We start from the raw sequence: 24,373 nt of genomic DNA, 5'->3' as shown, positions 1-24,373 counted from the left end.
GGATCCCACCATGCCCTACATGGTTATCTACGACGGCCTCTGCAACCTCTGTGCCACCGGCGTTCAGCTCTTGGAGCAACTGGATCGCGGACGGCAGTTTTGCTATGCCCCCATGCAAGATGCTTCTACCCTGGCCCAATGGGGGATCCCACCGGAGCAGGTGGAGCTGGGGATGATTCTCATCGATCTGGAGCACCCAGAGCGCCGCTGGCAGGGATCCGCTGCCATTGAACAAATTGCCGCCCTTTTGCCGAGCGGGGAGGTGTGGCTGGCTCTGTACCGCAACTTTCCTGGCTTGAAGGTTCTGGGGGATCGAGGCTACGAACAGATCCGGGATCACCGCTACGAGTGGTTTGGCCGCCGTAACACCTTGTATTTGTCTGCCTACCCTGCTTGTGTTGCCTGCCGGGATCCCTTGGCCGAGGCTGAGGGAAAAGCTGCAGCACCAGCCGCCGGCAAGGCAGAAGCAAGCCGATAGCCAAAATGGAAGTTCCCTCTTCCTCAGCTCGCTATCTTGGATCAGGGAATTTGAAAAAGGATTGAATTCCTGTATCAAAGGTTAACCTTTCTAAGGGAATTCCCTGAACTGGTCTTGACCCTCTCTAAGCCCATAGCAAGAATAGGAACAAAGCAGCCAAAGGGGGGATGAGGCGTGCCTACAGTTACTGATAAAGATCTGGGCAATATCGATTGCAGTTTAGAGATCCTCCAGCCGGTTTTGAGAGGCAAGGATCCCAGAAGCGCAAACGGCGCCATCAAATGTTTTAGCCATTACAACGGAAAAGGCAGAGAGCTTCTCCTCCAAACCCTAAACCAACCTCTGGATTGGGAAAAGCAGTTTGCTCTCTGGACAACCCTAATGGATTCGGGTGATCCCCAACTTATCCAAATCGCGAAAGCCTATCCGGTTACCCTTCGTCCGGTGGGAGATCTGGGGGCAAAATTGGAGGCTGGCGAGCGAGATTTCCGCTGGGCGGATTTGAGAAAGGCCAACCTCAGTCAGCGAGATCTGAGTGGGGCAGACTTGAGAGGAGCAAACCTAAACCGCGCGAGACTGAGCCAGGTGAATCTCAGCCATGCCAACCTGAGCGGAGCCAATCTAACTCAAGCAGACCTCAGCGGGGCCGATCTGAACGGAGCCAACCTGAGCGGAGCCAACCTCCTGGGCACCAACCTCATCGGCGCCAGCTTGCTGGGGGCCAACCTAACGGACGCCAACTTGAGGTGGGTTGTCATTTCTCCCAAAACGCAGATGGATCCCAAGTGGCACCTGGTGTGGACAATCATCAACGGCGTTGCCCAGGGGGAAAGCCTAGCCCAAGCCGACTTGAGCGGAGCCAACTTGGAGCGGGCCGACCTGAGGGGAAGAGACCTGACGCGAGCAAATCTCAGAGGGGCGAGGCTGGCCGCGGCCAACTTGAGAGGAGCCAACCTCAGCCAAGCCAACCTCAGCGAGGCCAACTTGGAGGGGGCCGACTTGACTCAGGCCAACCTGCGGGGAGCCAAGCTGGAGCTGGCGAACCTGCGCAGAGTTCTCGTCTCTTCTGAGACACAGCTGGATCCCAAGTGGCGCTTGGTGTGGGAGCTCGTCAACGGCCGTGCTCAGGAAAAAAAACTGAACCACGTTGACTTGAGCAGGGCTATTCTAGAGCGGGCCGACCTGAGGGGAAGAGACCTGACGCGAGCAAATCTCAAAGGGGCGAGGCTGGCCGCGGCCAACTTGAGAGGAGCCAACCTCAGCCAAGCCAACCTCAGCGAGGCCAACTTGGAGGGGGCCGACTTGACTCAGGCCAACCTGCGGGGAGCCAAGCTGGAGCTGGCGAACCTGCGCAGAGTTCTCGTCTCTTCTGAGACACAGCTGGATCCCAAGTGGCGCTTGGTGTGGGAGCTCGTCAACGGCCGTGCTCAGGCAAGAAACCTGATCTATGCCGACCTGAGCAGGGCCAATTTGAGCCAGGCTGACTTGAGCGGAGTCAAGCTTACAGGGGCGAGCTTGGTGGAGGCTGACCTGAGAGGAACTAACCTCAGCGGGGCAAATTTGAGGTGGGCAGAGTTGGGCAAAGCCAATCTGAGTCAGGCGGACTTGAGAGGCGCCAACCTCAGCCAGACCAATCTGAATAAGGCAAACCTGGAGGGAACCAACCTCTGTGGAGCCAGCCTGATCAAGGCTGAACTGGTCAGGGCCAAACTGGTGGGGGCCAAATTGGTCGGCGCCAAGCTCATTGGAGCCAACTTGAGCAAGGCCAGCTTAGTTGGCACCGACCTGAGGGAGGCTAACCTCATCGGCACCAACCTCAGCGAGGCCAAGCTGGGCAGGTCGGGTTTGAACTTGCTTGATGTCAATGCTCCCAGCCCTCTGCGCTACCTGAGCCAAACGGACTTGAGCGGGGCAGATCTGAGGAAAGCCAACCTGAGCCGGGCAGACCTTAGCCAAGTCAAGCTCATCGGAGCTAACCTAAGCCGAGCTTCCCTAAGCAGAGCCGATCTCAGCGGGGCTGACCTGAGCGCAGCTAGCCTCAACAAGGCCAAGCTAGGAGAAGCCAACCTAACCCAGACCAAGCTGGGCAGAGCCAAGTTACGTAACGCTTACCTCAGCGGTGCCGACCTCAGCGGGGCCAACCTGAGGGGGGCAGATCTGAAATTGGCCAACCTGCGACGCTCTATTCTTTCTCCAGAAACTCAGCTCGATGCCAAGTGGCATCTTGTGTGGGAACTGGTCAATGGTCGGCCCGACAACAGAAACCTGGAGGGAGCCGACTTAAGCGGAGCTAACTTGAACTGGATCGACTTGGGCGGAGTCAAGCTGGTCGGCGCCAATTTAAGCGGGGCCAACCTTATTGGAGCCAATCTCAGCGGGGCCGATCTCAGCCGAGCCAATCTCAGCGGGGCCGATCTCAGTTGGGCTGACCTGAGCTATGCCAACTTGGAAGGCTCCAACCTGGATCATGCCACTGTAGAAGGCGCAAACCTCAAAGGCGCAAGACTTGATTTCAAGTGGAAATGGATCTGGCTGTCCCTCTGGCTTAAAGGTTTGGCGAGCATCTGGTTTGACCACCGCGATACCCTCTACCTACCTCCCCCAACTCCTGCAAAACGCTAGCGGGATCCCCTAGCTGACAACCCATGCTACTTGCCCCTAGCCGGCAGCTAAACTGCGGGGAGTCAACAGGAGAGGCGCTGTACTTAAGGGATCCCTTGACGACAGAGCATTAGCCCTAACTCGTTTTGCCCATCTCCAAGATCATCTCCGCCATACTTATGCCTTGCGCCTCTGGAACCCCTATTTACAGGCACCGGATTTCTTTCCTTTATTCAAAAGCGGCACGGCCTATCCTGCCACTCTTGAGCTGCCGCCGCTTCAAGCCAATAAGAATGGGCAAAGCCACATTCACCTGGTGATTGGCGAAATCGCTGAAGAGGGGTCAACCGAGGTTGTCTGTACTTCCAGCGGTAAAGTCAGCGAAGGGGATATTGATCTCGTTTTGGAAGAGAAAAAACAATACATCCGCCAAACTGAAATCCTGGAGTTTTACAATCCCTCTGAGACTCTGCAAAACGTCGGTGGCCTGGAAAACCTCAAAGCCTGGATTAGGGGGCGCCGCAACAGCTTCAGTGTTCAGGCCCATGCCTATGGCCTGCCGAGTCCCAAAGGAGTTTTGCTGGTTGGCATTCAGGGCACCGGCAAATCCCTATGTGCCAAAACCATCGCCCGCGAGTGGCGGATGCCTCTGCTCAAGCTGGATGTGGGACGATTGTTTGGAGGCATTGTCGGCGAAAGTGAAAGCCGCGTGCGCCAGATGATCCAAATTGCCGAGGCGATGGCTCCTTGTGTTTTGTGGATCGACGAGCTGGACAAAGCCTTTGGCGGTGTCAACAGCGAATTTTCCGGCGATTCGGGCACCAGCAAGCGCGTCTTCGGCAGCCTGATTACGTGGATGCAAGAAAAGACCAAGCCCGTTTTTATTGTCGCCACTGCCAATAATGTCCGCGTCTTGCCCGCTGAGCTGCTTCGCAAGGGGAGGTTTGATGAAATTTTCTTTGTTAACTTACCCAACCAAAAGGAGCGGGAAGAGATTTTTCGAGTCCATGTCCAACGGCTACGGTCCAACCGAGTACGAGACTTCTCCTATACTGAGCTGGCCATGGCTGCAGAAGATTTCAGCGGGGCGGAAATTGAACAGACCATTTACGATGCCATGCACATGGCCTTTAATCAGGATCCACCCCGCGAGTTCACCCAAGAAGATATCCTGACCGCCATTCGCCAAACGGTTCCTCTAGCTGCCATCGCTCGTGACCAAATTCAAAGCTTGAAAGAATGGGCTGCCGAGTCAGGAGCACGTACCGCTTCCCAAGATCAAAAGTTGATTCAGGAGCTACGGACCATCGTCCAGAAGAGAGGGTTAGGCTACATTGAAGTTGATAGTCCCCCATCCTTTTCCTCTCCACCTCCTGCCTAAGCTGTTTTGGTCGGCTCGTTCCGAGTTGTGGCAGCTCCGTGGAAGTAGGCTTGCAAGCATTTTTTCCTGCAAGACGCGGAAAAACTCCGGTTGCCGCTCCGCTTGAATTTGCTGCCTGTGGATTAGCCCCCGTTAAATCCGTCCGGGGAAGCCGCCGATTGATCTGAGCTGCTCAGGTGGCCCCTTGTTGGATTAACTTCCGGCAGCTCCCAGGCAGGGCACTGGGATCGGATCCCGCACGTTAGCGTGCAGGACCGATGGTTTTGCACTTTTCGTATCCTTGACTACAGATTTTTTGGTAGGATTGATCGTGTAGAGGTACTGGTATGTAGAGCAGCCTTATGAGTGCAATCGCTGAAATGAGGGGGACAAGTCTCCTGGCCCGCCATCGCCAAAACATAGCAGCCTCCCTGGCCCGTCGTTTGGAAGCAGCTAGGGCGGCCAACAACACCCGCTTGATGGAGCTGCTGAAACAAGAAGAGCGGCAGCTGGCAGCCGAGTACGGCGGCAGGGATCCCTTCTCTTCAGCGCTCTTCAGAGGACTGCGCCACCTTTGGCAGAGCCTGAAGGCAGTCTTGGCGGCCCGCGATGAACTGCGGGTGCGGCAGTGGGTAGATGGCAGCGGCATGGTCTGGTGGTCTGTCCAAGACCCAATCACGGGAGAGCGCCTGTGTACCCATTCCGAGGGGGAGCTCATGGAGTGGATCGAGAAGCACCAGCGAGAGGATTAGTCTTCGCGGCTAGGACTTGCCTGAGCACCAATAGCCAGTGTTTCCCCTGGCGCTTCGTGCGTGTCCCAGTCTTTCCAGCTTGGGGAGGAAGGGAACAAAAAGTTTCACGGCTAGGCCGGGGCAATGGCCACCTGAGAATCCAAATTGATAGGATTACGAAGACTCATCATCTGCTTTAGGGGCCCTGGGATGGTTTGGCAATTGTTGACTTGGCCGGCCCAAAGTTTGCTTTGGCTAGCAGAGCAGATCCAAGAACGCGCCGAAGCACAGCTGGATAGCAAAGAAAACCTGCAAAAAGAACTTACGGCCCTGCAAATTCAGCTAGATTTGGGAGAAATTGACGAAGAAACCTACGCCCGCCGAGAAGAGGAGATTTTATTGGCTCTGGAAGCCTTAACCCAAGCAGAAGGAGAAGCCGAAGCATAGAGTTCTGCCGGTGGGCCTGGAAGGGATCCCTCAGCATTGCAGGGGGGCAGAACATGGGAGAATGAGCTTCTGTACACCCCCGTCTTTCCTACCCTGGGCTGTTTTCAATGACTGAATCCCATGAAACCTTGGTGCTCCGCGACGAGCAAAACCAGCCTCTCAAGTGCGAGATCCTGCGGCAGGTGGTCATCGATGAGCAGACCTATGCCCTGGTAACTCCTGTTGATGCTGTGATTAAAGTGCTGGTTTGGGAAGGGGAAGAGGAACCCAGCCAAGCGGTGAACGGCGATGCCAACATGGAAGGGATCCTGGACGAGCCGGATCCCGAAGAGTTACAGGCTGCCCTGCCCACCATCCAGGCTGTCTTGGGGGAGTTGAACCTCACCTTGCAGCAAAATGGCTTCGACATCCTCACGGTTCAGGGGGAACTGCCCCCAGTCGAAGAGGAAGATGTGTTCGAGCTAGGCGAGAGCGAGGAAGATGCCCAGGAGTTTCAACTGCTAGCTACCTTTTTCTACCAAGAGAAGAAATACGGCATCTTTACTCCCCTCGATCCCGCTTTGCTCTACGCCGCTTTGCCCGACGAAGGGGATCCCTACCTGCTCACCCCCGATGAGCCGCCAGAGCTTTTTGATCAGCTCTATGCCCTGCTGCTGGATCTCGATGAGGAATGGGAAGACGGAGATGACGAAGAAGATGAAGACGAAGATTAGGCGGTCAACCCCTTCTGTTCTGCCGAGTTGGATACTCCTGCCCAGCCAGTCGCCTCGGCGGTGCGGAGCACCATAGGGATAGAGGTGGTGAAACTACCCGGTAAAACTTGCCCAGAGTTTTTCACCAGCCACTCCAGACCCGTCTCAACATCTGTCGGGGGCGTCGGATCTGCGGGCCAAGGGTCAGAATAAGCCAGCCTCAGACCAGCCGCCTGAGCATTGCGTAGCGAAGGAGCAACAGGGATGCAGCCGGTTGATTTAACCACCCTGCGTGCTGTGCTCGCCGATCTAACCCAGGCTAAGACAGGTCGGGATCCAGTGTTGCCTGCCCGCGTGGAATGGATCCAACAGACCGATCTGTGGACGGTGGTCATTGGCTTGCGCACCCTCACTGCCCGTCCCTGCCTGCTGTTGTGCTGGCATCCTCAGGCGGCCCGTCTCCACCTCTGTCAGCCTCCTCCCAAAGAGCCGGATGGCTTTCAATTTAGCCAGTTCCTCCAACGGCACCTGAAGGGTTTGGCTCTGACGGAGCTGGCTCTGCTGGAGGATTGGGAACGGGTGATTGACTTGCGCTTTGCCCCTCGGCCTGGGGATCCCCCTTATCGCCATCTCTACCTGGAGGTGATGGGCAAGCACAGCAATGCCATTTTGGTGGACGAGGCGGGCATGATCTTGGCCAGTGGCCATGGGGTAAGCGAGCGCCAATCGCGAATCCGTCCAGTGCAGCCGGGCCTGCCCTACGAGGCTCCTCCCGCCCTAACCGACCCGATCCCGCAGCGATCCGAGCCCTTTTCCTGGTGGCAAGAGCGCGTCGCCCTGATCCCTGGCCCCATCGGCCAACGGCTGTTGCGCTGTTATCGCGGCCTCAGTCGGCATTTGGTGGAAGCGATGTGCCATCAGGCTGGGATCCCGCCGCAAACCTCCACCGATCACCTCTCTGCCCGCGATTGGCAGGCACTGTTTGCCAGGTGGCAAGACTGGTTAACCCGTCTGGAAACAGGCCAGTTTGACCCAGCTCCCACTCCCCAGGGATACACCGTTCTCGGCTGGGCAAGCGGTGCCGTTCCCGTTAGCGGGACGGAGTCCCTGCAACAACCTTCTCGACTCAATCTGCACCAACTTCTGGAAGGCTACTACCAGGCTCAGCTTAACCGCGAACAGTTTGAGCGAGAGCGCCACCGTCTGCTGCAAAGGGTATCCACCCTGCTGAAAAAGCTCTATCAGCGGCGAGAGCAATTTGAGGCAATGCTGGCCGACTCCACCCAAGCGGAAGCCTCCAAGCAGGCTGCCGACTTGTTGATGGCCCACCTCCACCTCTGGCGGCCAGGGTTGCATCACATCGAGCTGCCGGATTTTGCCAGCGGCCAGACGGTCAAGATCCCTCTCGACCCCGAAAAAAATGCCATTCTCAATGCCCAAGCCTACTACCGCAAGCACCGCAAACAAAAACGGGCCCAGGATGCTATCCGGCCCCTACAAGAGGCGCTTGGCCAAGAGATCCTCTACCTCGAGCAGGTGGAAGCGTCTCTACAGCAGCTGGAAACCTATCGGGATCCCCAAGACTTGACCACCCTCAAGGAAATTGAGACCGAGCTGATTGAACAGCGCTACTTGGAGAGTCCCACTCGCAACAGCGGGACAGAGTCTCTGCGGGCGAGCTCAAAACATGCCTCACCGGCAACCTTCAACCCCCACCGCTTTACCAGCCCCAGTGGCTTCTCCATTTGGGTGGGGCGCAACAACCTGCAAAATGATCAGCTCACCTTTCGCGTGGCTCAGGAACACGATTGGTGGTTTCATGCCCAAGAGATCCCCGGCAGTCATGTGCTGCTGCGCTTGCCCCCCGGGGCTGTAGCAGAAAGCGAAGATCTGCAGGCGGCTGCTGATTTGGCGGCCCATTTCAGCCGCGGTCGCCTCAGCGAACAGGTGCCGGTAGTCTACACTCGCCCGAAACTGGTGTTCAAACCCAAGGGATCCCCGCCCGGCATGGTCGTTTACAAACAGGAGCAGGTGCTTTGGGGGCGGCCCAGCCATGCGCAGCTGCTCATTGCGTCAGCCCTTGGGCCACACTGACGCAACTGGTCACTTCGTTTCTGGCCAAGTGGGCAGGTTCGAGGCATTCAAGGGAGAACTTCGAGGGAGTAAGCGGCGCTGCGGCCATAGCGGCTGGGGTCGTACATTTCTTCTGCCAAAGCAGGAGCCACCTGGAATTGGCCGGGGATCTCCGGACGGAAGAGATAGACAAACTCATGGCGACCCTGCTTGAGCTCGGTGCTGAAAAAGGCCACGCGGTCATCCCGATTCTCTTGGCGGGTCCAAAACCAGTCCCACCAGTAGTCTGGGGCCAAGCCGGTGAACTCTCGCGGATCCTGGGAGGTGATCTCGGCGCCGCTGGGCAGGGGATCCTCGACCACCACGTAGTGGCTGTCCCGCTCGGCTTCCACCGTCAACCGGGCCAGGAGGATTTCTCCGGCCCTTACTGTGTCGCCAGGGCGCAGCGGCTGCTCTCGGTAGCGGATCTCCCCGTTGGGTTGGAGCTGGGGCTGTAGGCGGAAGTAGCTGCGGCTCACCGCAAAGCCTTGGGCTTGAGAGGGCAGAGGGTTGGGGACGAAGGCTTCTCCCCTCAAGCTGTAGTAAAGGGGGCCGGGGCCGGACTTTTCCAGGCGCAGGCTGCTCAGGTTCCCCACTTCTGCGTCAACCCAATCCAGCCCATAGCGGGGATCCCCAGCGCCGGCCTGCCAGCGACCGAGAAGGGATCCGGTTGTCCCATCCAACACCCGCACCTCGCCGGGGCTGGGAAGCTGCTGCTGCTGGGCCTGGTAGTAGGCAGATAGGCCGAGGAGAGCATCGGCGGTGGCTTTGGTGGTGCGCCAGCGGTTGTTTTGCCGCTGCTGGAGAAGGGCCTCGGCAATCTGGGCAGCCCGGTCATCCTGCAAGCGAACGGCCAATTGCAAAAGCGGGCCGGCCACCTCCATGTCGTCGTAGGTGGAGCGCTCTTGGGTCGCACGAGTTGGAGCAGCCGGGATAAACCAGCGCCCTTGGGGATCCTGTTGCCGCCGCTCCAGAACCTCATCCAGGGCTGCCTGGGCAAGATCCCTCTGGCCCAGTTGCAGGGCGGCCAGCCCTCGGTAGGCCAGGCCAAAGGTGGAGAGCCGCTCCGGCGGCGGCAGGTCGGCAGTCACCAAGGCGGGATCCCAGAGGGCCAGGCTGTAGGCGACAAAAGCCTGCAGATCCGGGGAGAGGGCTTGTGGCTGGGCCAGTTGAGCGGCCAGATAGTCCAAGGCCTGCCGCACCTGCCAATCTTTGAGGGCATAGCCGGCGGCTTGGGCAAGATGATATCCCTGCAGGATGTATCCGGTCAGATAGGGGTTGCTCCGGTCATGGGCCCACCAGCCCCAGCCCCCATCGTAGTTCTGGGATCCCTCCAGCCGCTGCAAGCTGGATCGAAGCACTCGAGGCAGCCGCTCCAGGGTTTGCGAGCGCAGGTTCAAGCCCAACTGCTCGCTGACTTGGGCGACGGCTAGGGCGGGCAAGAAGCGACTCAGGGTTTGCTCGGTGCAGCCGTAGGGGAACTTCACCAGGTAATCCAGCGGCCCCAGCAGGGTTGCTGCCGGGCTAGCGGCCAGTTCCAGGTGAAGCTGCCGGGATCCCGGCACCCAGGTGGCGGGCCAATCCAGCGGCAACTCCAGACTGCCAGACTCCCCTTCACGCAAGCCAGACGGAGTTCCCAGTTGGCCCACTTGGGAGAAGCGATGCGCCGCCCCAAAGGGCTGGCTGGGGATCTGCAGTTGCAATGCATCTTTCAGCCCATTCCCTTCCGCCCAGACCCGCAGAGAGGTATCTCCGGCCCCCAGAACCTGGAGAGGCCATTCCACCCGCCCCGCTCCTTGGGCCGGCACGGTGAGGCGTTGTCGTTCCGGGCCTTGCAATTTCAAGATCCCACCGGCAGGAACAGGAACTTCCAGCCGCACCTCCACCGCTTGGGCTTGACCCGTGCGGTTTTGCACAATGGCCGCCAAGGTGAGCTGATCCCCCACCCGGAAAAAGCGGGGAGCGGCCAAGCGCACCAACAGGTCTTTGCTAACCGAGACCGTGGCAAGAGCGGATCCCACCTGGGTGTCGGCAGTGGCAGCGCGGGCGGTCAAGCGCCAGGTGGTCAGGTTGTCGGGCCAACGCACCTGTACCTGAGCCAGGCCATCGGCATTGGTGACCAGATCCGGGAACCAGGCGGCGGTATCGCGAAAGTCTTCCCGCACCTGTCCGGCCAGCTTGTCAGCACCGCCGGGATATTGCTGAGGGAAAGAGGTAGTGGTGGTAACTTGGTTGCCCTGGCGTCCGTAGAAGAAGCGGCGAATATCCGGGGTGAAGTCGGGTCGCAATAGGTAGAGGGCATTGTCCACAATCCCCAGACCCACCTCGGCGCTCACCGGCTGCCCTTGGGCATCGCGGGTGCGGATTTGGATTTGGGCGGTCTCGCCCGGTCGATAGTTGGGCTTATCGGTCTGCAGCTCCACCTGCAAAAAGCGATCCAAGGGGGAGACCCGCAGCAGGGCCTCGCTTTGGTACAGCCGCCGCTCTGGGCCGATGGCAGTGGCAGTGACGTAGAGATTGGGACGATAGTCGCCGCGGATGGGCAGCCGCAGCGTGGCCGTATGCCCCTGGAGACGCAGCACCTGCACCTGGTGCAGCCGGGATCCCTCAATGCCCACCAGCACCGCCACATCCGGCAGCGGCGAGACTATCAGGATCTGGGCCTCCTCCCCCACCTGGTAGATCTGCCGATCCGCCACCACCTCCAGGCTGGGCAGGGATCCCCAACTTTGTAGGGGGCTGCCCGGCTCCACCACCCAGAGATAGTCCACCTCCTGCACCCGTTCGCGCCAGCGGTGCAGAGCACTTTGACGGCGGGGATCCCATGCCGTCAACCGCACCCGGTAGTCTCCCGGCTCCAGGTCGGCGGGCAGGTGGAGGTCGAGGCTGCCTTCCCCGTTGACAATCTGAAAAGGTTGCCGCAGCAGGGTATCTTGCCGTTGGTAGGTGCTGCTCTTGGGATCCCAGCGCCAGCGCTCCAGGCTCAGCTCTCCGGTGGCGCTGACGGGGCGGCCATCGTAATCGCGGGCTTGCAGCCGGTAGGTGAGGGTATTCCCCGGAGCCGGCAGATGGCGGTTCACTTCCGCAAACAGAGCAAATTCGCCAGCCGTGACCCAGGCCCGCGCCGATCCTGTTACCGTCCGGCGGCTGATATCGGTCACCTCCACCTCGATGCGCAGTTGCTGCACCTCTTGGGGGCCCCAGTAGCTGTCTTCTTCCCAGTCCAGATCGGCCAACAGGCGGGGTAGGTGAAAGACGGCACGCCCCTGGGCATCCGTCACCCCTTCTCCTTCCGCCACCAACTGGCCGTAGCCGCCGTAGTAGCCCTGCTCCTCTCCCAGGTCGTCGGCGAAATAGTCTTCCTCGGCAGAACGGGGCAACAGCCCATAGCGCAGGCTCCAGTCGGGGCTGCTGTAAACTCGGTAGCGGAGCTGGGCAGCGGCCACCGGCGCGCCGAAAAGATACTCGGCCTCCACCTGCACCTTCAGGGATCCCCCCCGCACCAGCCAAGGTCGATCGGGCACCACCGCCACCTCAAACTCCGGCTTGCGGTAGGCTTCCACCTGAAAAGAGGTGTATTCGCGGCTGGATCCCTGCGGCCCTGACACCTGCCACTCCAGGCCGTAGCTGCCCAGGGACGCTTCTTCTGGCAGTTGAAACTCCCCATGGACACTGCCAAAAGCATTGGTGGCCAGGGTTTGTTCGCTCAACACATCCCCGTTGGGGGCCGTAAGGGTCAGTTGCACTGCTTGTCCTGGGGGGGGCGGCGTGAGGCGGGTTTGCTCTCGCACCAGGGCGCGGAAATAGACGGTTTGGCCAGGACGGTAGAGGGGACGATCCGTGTAGGCGTAGATCCGGTGGGGCTGGTTCCAGCCATAGGCATAGCTGCGGGACAAAGCCTGCAGGGTGTTGTCGGCGCTGCGGCCATAGACCACCAGGGAAGAACCCTCTCTCGCCGGCAGGCCAAAGCGGGCCAGCCCTTCTGCATCGGTGGTGGCCGTCAAGGGATCCCCCCACTCCCCGAAAACTTGGATCTGGATCCCGGCCAGGGGACGCAGCTCCCGCAAATGCACCGCCTGCACCACCAACTGGCTGGCATCCTGCTTCTGGATGAGGCCGAGATCGCTCACCAAAAACCAATGGTCGAAACGGGGCAAGGGTGCAGCCGTTTGCGCCAGCGGCTCCCGGCCCTCCGCCTCCACCCAGTAGGCCCCCGGCGGCAGGATCCCCAGCTCCACAGTTTGGGCTGCCCACCCCTCTCCTGGCCGTCGCGGTACCGGCTGCTGCCAACTGCGCACAAGCTCCCGCCGCAGGGTGGGATACAGAGCCGGATCCAAGGATCCATAGCCGGCATCCGCCAAATCTCGCAAGAGAGGGGATCCCTGCAGCTCTGTCAGGGAAAAGCGATAGAGGCTGAGCTGCACCGAGCCCAGGCTGGTGGCCCGCCACTGCAGCCGCGCCGGTTCTGCGGTCGTAAACACCTGGCTGGTGCTGTAGAGATAGAGACCGGGGGGGACAAGCTGAGGGCGCAAGGTGGGGATCCGAACCGTTGCCCCCTCCCGCACCAGAACGGATCCCTCGCTGCCCACCGTTTCCAGGCCGCTCCCCTGCACCGTCACCTGGTATTCCCCAACAGGCAATCGATCCAAGCGATATTCGCCATCTGAGGCCAAGCTGGCGCTGCGCGTGACCGGGCCGGCTGCAATGACCTGCACATCCCCAGGCGGAGCCTCTGCCGGCAGCTCCACCCGTCCCGCCAGGGATCCCGTCGGCTGTTCGGAAAGCAGAACCGCCAGCCCTACCCCCAAAAACACCACCAGGGCCGCTAACCATCGCCTCAGCATGGGATCCCTCTCCTCCGTTGCTCCTACCCTGTGCCCTGGCCGCCCTGGGGGTTCAAGGGTCAGCCCAATCCACTACTTCACCAGCTCGAAGACGTTGAACATGGGCAGGTACATGGCCACGATAATGCAGCCCACCATAACGCCCAGGATCAAGATCATCAACGGCTCCAGCAGGCTGGTGAGGGCGCGTACCGCCTCCTCCACCTCCAGCTCGTAGAAATCCGCCGTCTTCATCAGCATCGCGTCCAGCTCCCCTGTCTCTTCCCCCACGCTGATCATCTGAATGGCCATGACTGGGAAGACCTTGGCCTTGTCCAGAGCAGGGGCAATCTGCCCTCCCTCTGAGATGGATTGGCGGGCGGCGTCAATGGCGTTGGCCACCACCTGGTTGCCGGAGGTGTCGCGCACAATTTCCAAGGAAGTCAGCACCGGCACCCCGGAGCGGGTGAGAGCGCCAAAGGTGCGGCAGAAGCGAGCCACCGCCGACTTCTGGATCAGATCCCCGAAGATAGGGAGCTTGAGGGCCAGCGCGTCGATGGTCTCCTTGCCGGCAGGGGTGCGGTAAAAGCGCCGGAAAGCAAAATAGACGGCCCATAGAAAGCCCACCAGCCCCAAGCTGTACTGGGGCGTGCGCAGGAACTTGCTGATGTTGATGAAAAACTGGGTAAAGGCGGGCAGCTCCCCACCCAAGTCGTTGTAGATGCTCTCAAACGTGGGCAAGATGAACAGCACCATGCCCAAGAAAATCAAGACAGCCAAGATCGTCACCACCACCGGGTAGGTCATGGCTGACTTGATCTGCTTCTGCAGGCGATCCATGTCCTCCAGCAGCTTGGCCAGGCGGTTGAGCACTTCGTCCAGCACGCCGCCCACCTCCCCCGCCTGCACCATGCTGCAGTAGAGGCCGTCGAAGGCGTCGGGATAAGGGCGGATGGAGTCGGAGAGGTTTTTCCCCGCCTCCACCTCCGCTCGGATAGCCCGCAGGTACTTTTTGAGTTTGGGGTTGCCGGTTTGCTCCTCCATGATGGTGAGAGAGCGCACCATCGACACGCCGGCGTTGATCAAGGCAGCAAATTGCCGGGAGAACACTGCCTTGTCGCGAATGTCGATAGATCCCAGCATTGAGAAATCGAAAGACGTATCCAAGGAAAAGAAGGGTTTCTCCTCCTGAATGTCTTCCTGTTTGGCAAAAATCCCGTCTCGGCGCAGCCGTGCACGAACTTCGGTCAAGCTGTTGGCCACCACCGTCAGGCGTACCGGCTGACCGGCCTTTAACCCCCGAACCTTGTAGCGCGGCATGGCTGTACCCCCGGCTAGATCGCTCTAAATAGCTCTAAATAACGAAATGGCTTTAAATGTTTCGCAGGTGCAAAAGAGAAGTCAGCCCAAACCTTGGGCAGATCAACAATCTCTCAGCTAGAGCTTAGCCACAAATTGAGGCAGTGGCTAGAGATCGGCGATGAACCCTCACCCTGGGATCCCAGCACTGCCTGGTGGAGACGAAGTTTAGCGACGGGCGGCAACTGCTGCTGGCCGCTGTTGTTGGGCAGCCGCGGCTGGCGAGGGCCCGGTAACGTTGCCCAAAAGCCGTTGCAACTCCTCGGGGCGAGAGGTCTTAGACATGGCCGTATCGAAGTCGATCTTGCCCTGTAGGTAAAGGTTAGCCAGATCTTGCTCCAGCGTTTTCATGCCCTGCTTGCCCCCCGTCTGGATAGCCGAGTAGATCTGGGCAGTTTTGCCCTCCCGAATCAGGTTGGCAATGGCCGGCGTCACCACCATGATTTCCTGCACCAGCACCCGTCCAGGCTCTCCTGGCTTGGGATTGAGGCGGCGGGCCAGAGTTTGGGAGAAGACGGCCTTGAGGGAGTTGGAGAGCTGCACGCGAATCTGCTGCTGCTGCTCGGGCGGAAACACATCCACCAAGCGATCCACCGTCTGGGCGGCAGAACTGGTGTGTACCGTGGCAAAGCAGAGGTGGCCCGTCTCGGCGGCGGTAATGGCCAACTGGATGGTCTCCAGATCCCGCATCTCCCCGATCAGGATCACATCCGGATCCTCCCGCATCGCCGCCCTCAGGGCATTGGCAAAGCTCTTGGTGTCTTCGCCCAACTGCCGCTGGTGGATGATGCTGCGGATGGGGGTGTAGATATACTCAATGGGATCTTCAATGGTGAGGATGTGCTCAGCTCGCTCGCGGTTGATGAAGTCGATGATAGCGGCCAAAGTGGTGGATTTGCCGGATCCCGTTGGTCCCGTTACCAGCACCAAGCCCCGCGGCAGGCGAGCTGCTTCCTTACACACATCCGGCAGGCCCAGCTTGTCGATGTTGGGGATCTCAGAAGCCAGGGCCCGCATGGCGCAAGCATAGGTGCCGCGATCGCGGTAGACGTTCACGCGGAAGCGCCCGATCCCCCGCACCCCATAGGAGCAGTCCAATTCCCAGTTTTGCTCCAGCTGCTTGCGCTGGTTGTTGTTCAGCATGCTGAAGATCAACCGCTGCACCTCCTCTGCCGAGAGAGGCTCATGCTCTGTCGGCTCAAGGTGACCATTGATGCGGAAGTAGGGGGGCAAACCCGCCGAGATATGAATGTCGGAACCGCCCTTTTGGACGATTGCTTCCATGAGGTCTTCGATCATCAGTTGGGGCATAGGGTTGGGTTCTCCAAAGGCGAGTAGAACTGTCTATCAAAAGAGCCGCCGGCCAAAGCCATGTGAGAAAGGCAACTGTATAGGACTGTTATAGTCGGCACCCCAACATCGTCAAGTGCCAAGCCGACTTCCTAAAACTTCGGGGTCAGGCAATAGGGGCAGTCCATCCAGTCCACATGCAAGGCCGCGCCACAGTTGCGGCAGGTGCTGAGAGCCTTGGCACGGGCCTTCAGCTCGCTTTCCAGACCCTTGTCGGTGAGGGTCACCCGATCCACCTCCTCCAGCGTGGTGAGGCCCTGCTTCACCAGCATCAAACTGTAGGCCAGCAGGGTTTTCATGCCACTTTCCACCGCCGCTTCTTTGATCACCTCCGTGGGGGCCTCTTTGTTGATCAAGTCCGCAAGGCGGTCGTTCATGCGCATGAACTCGTACACCCCTACCCGACCTTTGTAGCCCACGCCCCCACACTTCTCGCAGATGGGCTTGCCGGTGGCCTTGCGCTGCTCCACTTCTTTGGGGGAGAGCTTGTTGGCTTTGTAGAAGGTGAGCTGCTCGCCGTCGCCACTGAGGGTAAGGCCATAGCGGGCCAGCTCCTCCGGCGTGGGGTGGTAGGGGATCCGACATTCGGTACACACCCGGCGCATCAAGCGCTGGGCCAACACCCCCAGCAACGAGCTGGAGATCATAAATGGCTCGATCCCCATCTCCGTCAGACGGGCAATGGCGCCAGGGGCATCGTTGGTGTGCAGCGTGGTCAACACCAAGTGGCCCGTGAGGGAGGCTTCGATGGCGGTTTTGGCCGTCTCGTGGTCGCGGGTTTCCCCCACCAGGATGACATCCGGGTCTTGCCGCAAGAAGGCCCGCAGGATCATGGCAAAGTCCATGCCCTTTTCTCGGATCACCTGCACCTGAGTGATCCCCGGCAGCGAGTATTCAATGGGATCCTCGGCGGTGCTGATGTTGATGCCCGGGTCGTTCACCTCCGCCAGGGCCGAGTAGAGGGTGGTGGTTTTCCCGGATCCCGTTGGCCCAGTTACCAGGATTAGGCCAAAGGGTCGCTTGACAATCTCCTTGAAGCTTTCCAAGGTCTCTGGGTCGGTGATCAGCTTGTCCAGCCCCAGTTGGGTGGCGGAGTTGTCCAGGATCCGCAGCACGATCTTTTCCCCATAGCGGGAGGGCAGGGTGCTGACCCGAAAGTCCACCTTGCGCCCCTTGAAGACCCGCCGAATCCGCCCATCCTGGGGCATGCGCCGCTCGGCAATGTTCAAATTGGACATGATTTTGAAGCGAGCGGTGAGGGCAGGGACGACCTTCTTGGGAAAGTTTTCAAAAGCCTGCCGCAACACCCCATCTTTGCGGAAGCGGATGCGCAGGTATTCTTCTTGTGGCTCGATGTGGATGTCGGACGCCCCATCCTGCAGGGCCTTGACCAGGATCTGGTTGGACAGTTTAATAATCGGGGCATCATCTGCCGATTTGACCTGCTGCTCCAGGGATCCCTCGCCGGCCTCATCGGCAGCCACATCCTCAATAGCATCCAGATCGATTTCGGCAGTGTTGACCACCACCTCTTCTTCCTGTTGGGCAGCAGCCGCGTCGTTGATCCCCTTGATGGCCAGCAGCTCCGCCTGCGCATCCATGTAGCGGTTGATCAGGGTCTCGAAATCCCGCTGGGTGAAGACCCGCCGCTGCAGCTTCAGCCCCTGGATGCGGAAGCGCCGTTGAATGTCGTCCAGTGCCTGCAGGTTGTCTGGCTTGACCATCGCCACCGTCACCTGATTGTCTCGACGGCGAATGGGCAAGAACTTGTAGCGGTTGCAGATGTCGAGGGGCAAGATCGAGTCGATCAGCCCAATCATCTCGGAGATCTCCACCGGCTCCAGGTCGACATCCAGGGAGGGGATCCCGTAGATGATTTTCAGTTCAAAGAGCTGCTGCCGTTTGTAAGCCCGCTCCAGGTCAGGGGTGATCTCTTTGCCCACGATATCCTTGACCACCAGAGCCAGGGCCTTGCTGTTGCCCTCTCGATCCGCTTTGAGGGCGTTTTGGATGTCCTGGATCTGCTTATCGTCGGCAAAGCCCAGCTCCTTTAACTTGCGGCCAAAGGGGGTAATGCTGACGTTGGCGATGGCCAGAGCTTTGCTGGCAGCGCCGGCGCGGCGCGAGGTAAAGGGAGGGGAAGGAAGATCGCTCATGCTGGCGGGTCACCCACAATGCCTCTATTTCACTGCACTTGGCTGCTAAGGGTCAACGGTAAAGATACATAAGTCTGGACTTCCCAGAGGCCGCCAACCCTGGGCTTACTATGCCCCAACTCGGCTCAAATCTCGCATTCACATCCATCTCGTCCCCTAAGCCTCGCAGACCAGCGCTTGCGACCGCTGGGTCAAGTAAAGATTTTCGCCGTAATCGACAGGGCAGTCGATGAGGGTGGGCACCGGCTGCTCGAGGGCCTGCTTCAGGATGGGGATCAGGTCAGCAGCCTTTTCGACGCGGTAGCCCTTGAGGCCCATGCTCTCCGCCAGCTTGACGAAGTCTGGATTGCCGAACTTGACGAAAGCAGCCTCGTTGTATTGATTGTGTTGCTTCCACTCGATCAGCCCATAGCCGCCATCGTTGAAGATGAGGGTGACAAAGGGGGTGCCCACCCTGAGGGCAGTTTCCAGCTCTTGGCAGTTCATCATGAACCCTCCATCTCCGGTTACGGCCACGATGCGCCGGTCGGGATGCACCAATTTGGCGGCCAAGGCCCCCGGAATGGCGATGCCCATGGCGGCAAAGCCGTTGGAGATGAGACAGGTGTTGGGTTTGTCACAGTGGTAGAGGCGGGCCATCCACATCTTGTGGGCGCCGACATCGGAGATGACGATGTCTTCGGGTTCCAGGACTTGGCGCAGGTCGTAGATCAGCTTCTGGGGTTTGATCGGGTAGCTCTGATCCTGGGCATAGCAGGTGTACTCGCGGACGATGTTCTGCCGCAGGCTGATGCCATAGGGATCCGGCTTGCCCGTGCGATCGCAGCGGCGCAGGATCTCCATCAGGGAGTCGGAAATGTCTCCCACCACCTCCACTTGCGGAATGTAGCTGCTGTCGATTTCTGCGGGCAGGGCAGCGATGTGAACGATGGGGATGGTGCCGTCGGGGTTCCATTTCTTGGGAGAGTACTCGATGAGGTCGTAGCCGACGGCGATCAACAGATCGGTGCGGTCGAAGCCACAACTGACCAGATCCCGCTGCTGTAGGCCAACGGCCCACAAGGACAAGGGGTGGGTGTAGGGGATCACCCCTTTGCCCATGAAGGTGTTGACCACGGGGATGTTCAAGCGGGTGGCAAATTCCGTGAGGGCGCTGCTGGCTTGGGCGCGAATGGCCCCATTGCCGGCCAAAATCAAGGGGTTGCGGGCGCGGGAGATCAGGGACGCCGCTTCGTTCAGGCTTTGATAGGAGGCGTAGGTTTTGTCCAGGCGATCTCTCCTCAAGGGAGTGCCGCTGGCTTCCATGGCGGCGATGTTTTCCGGCAAGTCGATGTGGACGGCCCCGGGCTTCTCGGTTTGGGCCAATTTGAAAGCCTTGCGCACGATCTCCGGGGTGATGCTGGGGCGCACGATCTGGGCATTCCACTTGGTGACGGGGGCAAACATGGCCACCAAATCCAGGTATTGATGGGATTCGATGTGCATGCGGTCGGTGCCGACTTGGCCGGTGATGGCCACTAGGGGTGCTCCATCCAGGTTGGCATCGGCAACTCCGGTCATCAGGTTGGTGGCGCCCGGCCCCAAGGTGGAGAGACACACCCCCGCTCTGCCCGTCAGCCGGCCATAGACATCGGCCATGAAGGCGGCCCCCTGTTCGTGGCGGGTGGTGATAAAGCGAATTGAGGAGCGGCGCAGGGCTTGCAGGACTTCCAGGTTTTCTTCGCCAGGAACGCCGAAGATGTACTGCACCCCCTCATTTTCCAGGCAGCGAACCAGCAGTTCGGCGGTATTCATGGTGGCAAGGGTATGGAGAACGGTGGATCTGGATCCCACCATAGACGGCGGACGGGGCAAGGGATAACTTGTTTTCTGGGCTTGGGGACGGGGGCAGGCTGGGCTGGGAACCAAGCTAAGCTCAAAGGGGCGGCCCAGGCCCAATTGCCCCTCCAAGCTTCCTCTTCTGGAGATGCCCATGCGGCTCTACGTCGAACCCTTCACCGTTCACAAGCGCTACGCCTTGACCATCAGCCGGGGTACCCACAGCGAGACAACCCTGGCTTGGGTGCGGATTGAGGAGGAGGGAATTGAAGGGTGGGGGGAGGCCTGCCCTTTTTCGGTGAGCGACGACTACCACCAGTCTCTGGACGACATCCTGATGGGTCTGGAGGTGGCCAAAGGGATCCTACGCCGCCACTCCCCCTGGGAGCGCCAGCCAATCGAGGCAGAACTGCTGCAGGCCGGGATCCCTTCGGCAGCGCGGGCAGCGGTGGATATGGCCCTGCACGATTGGATGGGCAAACGGCTGGGGAGGCCCCTGTGGCAGTTGTGGGGGCTGGATCGCTCCCGCATTCCGCCCACGACGATGACGATCGGCATCTCCACCCCGCAGGCGGCCCGCCAGCGCGCCTTGGCCTGGATGGAACAGACCCAAACGCGGGCCTTTAAGATCAAGCTGGGCAGCGACTCGGGGCTGATGGCGGATCAGAACATGCTGATTGCTGTACAAGAGGTGATCCCGCTGGGATCCCTAATTACAGTGGATGCCAACGGCGCTTGGACGGTGGAACAAACCCTGAGCATGAGCAACTGGCTGGCGGGGCAAGGGGTGAGCTACCTGGAGCAGCCTTTGGAGAGGGGGCAGGAAGCAAAGCTGATCACCCTCTGGCACGAGTCGAAGCTGCCCATTTTTGTGGATGAGAGCTGTATGGACAGCCGCGATATCCCCCCTCTGGTGGATCGCGTCCACGGGATCAACATTAAGCTGATGAAGTGCGGAGGCCTCAGCGAAGCTTGGCGCATGATCCACACCGCCAAAGCCCACGGCCTACAGGTGATGTTGGGCTGCTACAGCAACACAGCTCTGGGGAATACGGCGGCGGCCCACTTGGCTCCCCTGGTGGATTACCTGGACTTGGATAGCCACCTCAACCTCATCGACGATCCCTTTGCCGGGGCCATCCTGCAGGACGGCTGCCTGCTCCCCACCGACCGACCGGGTTTGGGGGTAGAGCTGAGGGAGGAATGATGGGAAAGCCAGGATCCCTGTCCAGCGAAAGTCGCGTGGCCATCCTGCTCCACGGGGGATTGCTGGGGGAGCATGGGAAAACGGGGCTGGGGCTGCTGCGCTACGGCTCCTTCCCGGTGGTGGCGGTGATCGACCGGGAGCAGGCGGGGGGATCCCTGGCCCATCTGACCGGAATTGCCAAAGACATTCCCATCGTGGCCTCGGTGGAGGAGGCGCTGGCCCACCGGCCTGAAGTTCTGGTGATTGGGATCGCCCCTTCAGGGGGGCAGTTGCCGCCAGACTGGCGGGAGGAGTTGGGCCTGGCCCTGCGAGCTGGCCTGTCTCTGGTGAATGGGCTGCACACGCCTTTGGCCGAGGATCCCCAGTTTCGGCAGTGGTTGCAGCCGGGGGCCTGGATCTGGGATATTCGCCGCGAGCCCCCCAACCTGTCGGTGGGGAAAGCCCTGGCCCGCACCCTGCCCTGTAAACGGGTGTTGACGGTGGGCACCGACATGAGCGTGGGCAAAATGTCCACCAGCTTGGAGCTGCACCGGGCCAGCCTGAGGCGGGGCCTGCGCTCCCGCTTTTTGGCCACCGGGCAAACTGGGATCCTGATCGGCGGCGAGGGGATCCCTTTGGATGCGGTGCGGGTGGACTATGCCAGTGGGGCGGTGGAGCAACTGATCTTACGCTATGGCTCTGACCACGACATTCTGCACCTGGAAGGTCAGGGATCCCTGCTCAACCCCGCCTCTACGGCCACCTTGCCCCTGTTGCGCGGATCCCAGCCCACCCACCTTATCCTGGTACACCGCGCCGGCCAGACCCACATCAAGGGGATAGACTACGTGCCCATCCCGCCCTTACCCAAGGTGATTGAGCTGTATGAACAGGTGGCGGCAGCTGCCGGGGCTTTTGCCCCCGCGCCCGTGGTGGGGGTTGCCCTCAATACCTTCGGCTGGGAGGAAGAAGCAGCCCTAGAGCAGATCCGCCGGGTGGAAGCCGAGACCGGACGGCCCTGTACGGATGTGGTGCGTTTTGGGGCGGATCCCTTGTTGGAGGCAATTCTGGCGGCAGGATAACTCAGTTTGCAGACAGCGGATCCACTCCCATTGTCCATCTGGGAAAAACTCATCATCTTCAACAGGTGAGCGATTCAGATGGTTCCCGGTGCCGTTGTCTTCTCTGAGATGCGATCTCCTCAGCCAGGTATTCTCGATCCAAGTCGCTCCCATTGGCCGGGGGCCAGGAACTGGGCTTGCTCCGTGTTCAGAGAAGAGGCCTTCAATCTTCGGAAAGTAAGCCGATGGGTACACCTGCACAGCCAAGATGGGATCCTAGATTCACAGTCTTCCCCAGAACTCCAGATGACAACTCCCCCCGAAAAGCCTGATCCCAAAATGAAATCGGGATCCCTGCCCTCTGCCCTGCGATCCGGGCTGAGCATTGCCCTGTTCCTATTTTTGCTGGTGTTGGTTTCCTACTTGAGTCTTAACTTTCTGCTGGCCTTGGTGGACAAGCTCAGCTAACTGCTTACTTTGTAAACTGAGCAAACTGATCCCTCAGCATCACCCAGGTGCTGCCGGCCCAGATTTGCCAATGGCCCTTTGTCGCCAAGGGCAGGAAAGATACACTGGATTTACAGGACTTAACACCTTCTCTCAGTTGCCCCCTTGCCACCATGAACCCCCTCTTTTGGTTGAGGCTGCCCTCTTTCTCCTGGCCTTCGCCGGGATCCCTTAAGCTTTATTCCAGATCCTACTCTGGATCTCAACCAGGGCCGACCCTAGCCCGCCGGGATCCTTCCTGGAAGCGTTGGCTGCGCTATCTTTATCTGCGCCTGTTGCGGCTGCAATCGTCGCCAAAAGAAATTGCCCGTGGCTTGGCGGTAGGGGTTTTTGCCGGCTGTTTCCCCATCTTCGGCTTTCAAACGTTGGCCGCTCTGGTGTTGGCTGTTCCGTTTCGGGGCAATAAGCTGGCGGCGGCGGCAGGAACCTGGGTGAGTAATCCCTTCACCTATGTGCCCATCTATGCATTCAACTACCAGGTGGGAGAATGGCTACTGGGATCCCGAACTATCCTTCCCACCACAGAGCTGGTGGCGGCCACTTGGCAAAACTGGATGCAGTGGGGCTTGGAGATGTCGGGCACGCTGTTTGTTGGCTGTGCATTTGTCGGTTTTTGGGGATCCCTCGTCAGCTATTTTCTGGGGCTGTGGTTGGTGCAGCGGATTCGTCGGCGGCAGAAAATGGCCGGCAGGGGTCTGTGAATGGGCGCAAGGCGATTCAGAATCCCAACTGAGAACCCAATCCTGGACAGTCTGCAGGTGCAGAGATCCATCCGTTTTCACAGAGCTTTTCACAGATAAGGTCTCATGATGGAAGACATGCGAGCGTTGTTGACAGACCTCAGCCGTCGCTCCCAGCGATGGGGGGAGCAGTTGGGATCCGCTTTGCAGACGGGTATGAACCAGCTCACGCAAGCCCCTCAGCCCATTGTGTTGCTCTCTTCGCGGGAACTGGAGAAAATGCGGCGGGCTTGTCGCCTGGCGGCAGATCTGCTCAAGCACTTGGAGCCGATGGTGCGACCAGGGGTCACCACCCAAGAGCTTAACGACGAGGCCGAGCGGTGGACGCGGGCGCATGGGGCCAAAAGTGCCCCTTTAGGCTACCATGGCTTTCCCAAATCCATCTGCACCAGCGTCAACCACGTGGTCTGCCACGGCATTCCCAGCCCCAAGCAGATCCTGCGAGAAGGCGACATCATCAACATCGATGTCACCCCGGTTTTGGATGGCTACCACGGCGATACGTCCAAAACCTTCTTTGTCGGACAGCCTTCTGAGCGGGCGCGGCGCTTGGTGGAGGTGACCGAAGAATGTCTGCGGCGGGGCATTGCTGCCGTCAAGCCGGGGGGGAGAGTCGGCGACATTGGCGCTGCCATCCAAGAATATGCCGAGGCCCAGGGCTACAGCGTGGTGCGCGATTTTGTCGGGCATGGGGTGGGACGGCAATTCCACACTGCTCCCCAGATCCCCCACTACGGCGAACGGGGAAAAGGGGAGAAACTCCGCCCCGGCATGGTGTTCACCATCGAGCCGATGATCAACGAGGGCACCTGGGAGGTGAAGGTGCTCTCCGACGGGTGGACGGCGGTCACTTTGGATGGCAAGCTCTCGGCCCAATTTGAACATACGGTCGCCGTTACCGAAACCGGTGTAGAGATCTTGACCCTGCCTTCCCAAAGCCCCTGAGCCGATC

17 protein-coding genes are annotated in these 24,373 nt (G+C 59.8%); 12 read left to right on the top strand and 5 right to left on the bottom strand.

Annotated features, from left to right (window positions below):
- Positions 1 to 10 precede the first annotated feature (10 nt).
- The 7 genes from NW816_RS07660 to NW816_RS07630 all read left to right on the top strand — a co-directional run bounded on the left by NW816_RS07660 (position 11) and on the right by NW816_RS07630 (position 8,403).
- Entirely contained in the window at positions 11 to 478 is a 468-nt protein-coding gene (locus NW816_RS07660) for a thiol-disulfide oxidoreductase DCC family protein (protein WP_414408777.1), read from the top strand.
- Positions 479 to 859: 381 nt separating this feature from the next.
- Positions 860 to 3,100 carry a pentapeptide repeat-containing protein gene (locus tag NW816_RS07655; protein WP_414373820.1) on the top strand — a complete coding sequence of 747 codons (2,241 nt, stop codon included), beginning with the start codon at positions 860 to 862 and terminating at the stop codon, positions 3,098 to 3,100.
- A 163-nt stretch (positions 3,101 to 3,263) separates the two neighbouring features.
- Entirely contained in the window at positions 3,264 to 4,460 is a 1,197-nt protein-coding gene (locus NW816_RS07650; protein WP_414408776.1) for an AAA family ATPase, read from the top strand.
- A 341-nt stretch (positions 4,461 to 4,801) separates the two neighbouring features.
- Positions 4,802 to 5,191 (top strand): hypothetical protein, encoded by a 390-nt coding sequence (locus tag NW816_RS07645; protein ID WP_414408775.1) that lies wholly within the window; start codon positions 4,802 to 4,804, stop codon positions 5,189 to 5,191.
- Between the two features lie 189 nt (positions 5,192 to 5,380).
- Positions 5,381 to 5,617 carry a gas vesicle protein GvpG gene (locus NW816_RS07640; RefSeq protein ID WP_011433717.1) on the top strand — a complete coding sequence of 79 codons (237 nt, stop codon included), beginning with the start codon at positions 5,381 to 5,383 and terminating at the stop codon, positions 5,615 to 5,617.
- A gap of 107 nt (positions 5,618 to 5,724) precedes the next feature.
- Positions 5,725 to 6,330 (top strand): DUF3727 domain-containing protein, encoded by a 606-nt coding sequence (locus NW816_RS07635; protein WP_414408774.1) that lies wholly within the window; start codon positions 5,725 to 5,727, stop codon positions 6,328 to 6,330.
- 243 nt (positions 6,331 to 6,573) lie between these two features.
- Entirely contained in the window at positions 6,574 to 8,403 is a 1,830-nt protein-coding gene (locus tag NW816_RS07630) for an NFACT family protein (RefSeq protein ID WP_414408773.1), read from the top strand.
- A gap of 47 nt (positions 8,404 to 8,450) precedes the next feature.
- On the opposite strand, the gene NW816_RS07625 is transcribed toward NW816_RS07630, so the two are convergent.
- The 5 genes from NW816_RS07625 to NW816_RS07605 form a co-directional block, all read right to left on the bottom strand.
- A complete protein-coding gene (locus NW816_RS07625) occupies positions 8,451 to 13,265 on the bottom strand; it encodes an alpha-2-macroglobulin family protein (RefSeq protein ID WP_414408772.1) in 4,815 nt (1,604 codons plus the stop codon).
- A gap of 72 nt (positions 13,266 to 13,337) precedes the next feature.
- Positions 13,338 to 14,564: a type II secretion system F family protein gene (locus NW816_RS07620; protein WP_414408771.1), complete on the bottom strand. Its 1,227-nt coding sequence runs from the start codon at positions 14,562 to 14,564 to the stop codon at positions 13,338 to 13,340.
- Positions 14,565 to 14,771: 207 nt separating this feature from the next.
- A complete protein-coding gene (locus NW816_RS07615; protein WP_414408770.1) occupies positions 14,772 to 15,914 on the bottom strand; it encodes a type IV pilus twitching motility protein PilT in 1,143 nt (380 codons plus the stop codon).
- 131 nt (positions 15,915 to 16,045) lie between these two features.
- Complete coding sequence (locus NW816_RS07610) at positions 16,046 to 18,109, bottom strand: GspE/PulE family protein (RefSeq protein WP_414408769.1); 2,064 nt, start codon at positions 18,107 to 18,109, stop codon at positions 16,046 to 16,048.
- Positions 18,110 to 18,265: 156 nt separating this feature from the next.
- The gene (locus NW816_RS07605; protein ID WP_414408792.1) at positions 18,266 to 19,903 is read right to left on the bottom strand and encodes an acetolactate synthase large subunit; all 1,638 of its coding nucleotides are present in this window, start codon (positions 19,901 to 19,903) and stop codon (positions 18,266 to 18,268) included.
- Positions 19,904 to 20,081: 178 nt separating this feature from the next.
- On the opposite strand from NW816_RS07605, the gene NW816_RS07600 reads away from it, so the two are divergent.
- From NW816_RS07600 to map, 5 genes are all read left to right on the top strand, one after another.
- Positions 20,082 to 21,134 (top strand): dipeptide epimerase, encoded by a 1,053-nt coding sequence (locus NW816_RS07600; protein ID WP_414408768.1) that lies wholly within the window; start codon positions 20,082 to 20,084, stop codon positions 21,132 to 21,134.
- Entirely contained in the window at positions 21,134 to 22,195 is a 1,062-nt protein-coding gene (locus NW816_RS07595; RefSeq protein WP_414408791.1) for a DUF1611 domain-containing protein, read from the top strand. Before NW816_RS07600 ends, NW816_RS07595 begins: the two co-directional genes overlap by 1 nt.
- 285 nt (positions 22,196 to 22,480) lie before the next feature.
- Positions 22,481 to 22,642, top strand: coding sequence for a hypothetical protein (locus tag NW816_RS07590; RefSeq protein WP_414374865.1), 162 nt, complete (start codon positions 22,481 to 22,483; stop codon positions 22,640 to 22,642).
- A gap of 47 nt (positions 22,643 to 22,689) precedes the next feature.
- On the top strand, positions 22,690 to 23,382 hold the full coding sequence (locus NW816_RS07585) for a DUF2062 domain-containing protein (RefSeq protein WP_414408767.1): 693 nt from the start codon (positions 22,690 to 22,692) through the stop codon (positions 23,380 to 23,382).
- Between the two features lie 195 nt (positions 23,383 to 23,577).
- Positions 23,578 to 24,366 carry a type I methionyl aminopeptidase gene (gene map, locus NW816_RS07580; protein WP_414342345.1) on the top strand — a complete coding sequence of 263 codons (789 nt, stop codon included), beginning with the start codon at positions 23,578 to 23,580 and terminating at the stop codon, positions 24,364 to 24,366.
- The last annotated feature ends 7 nt before the right edge of the window (positions 24,367 to 24,373 follow it).

Source organism: Synechococcus sp. W55.1, assembly GCF_047461655.1.
Classification (GTDB): Bacteria; Cyanobacteriota; Cyanobacteriia; order Thermostichales; family Thermostichaceae; genus Thermostichus.
This window is presented reverse-complemented; position numbering and strand designations above follow the sequence as displayed.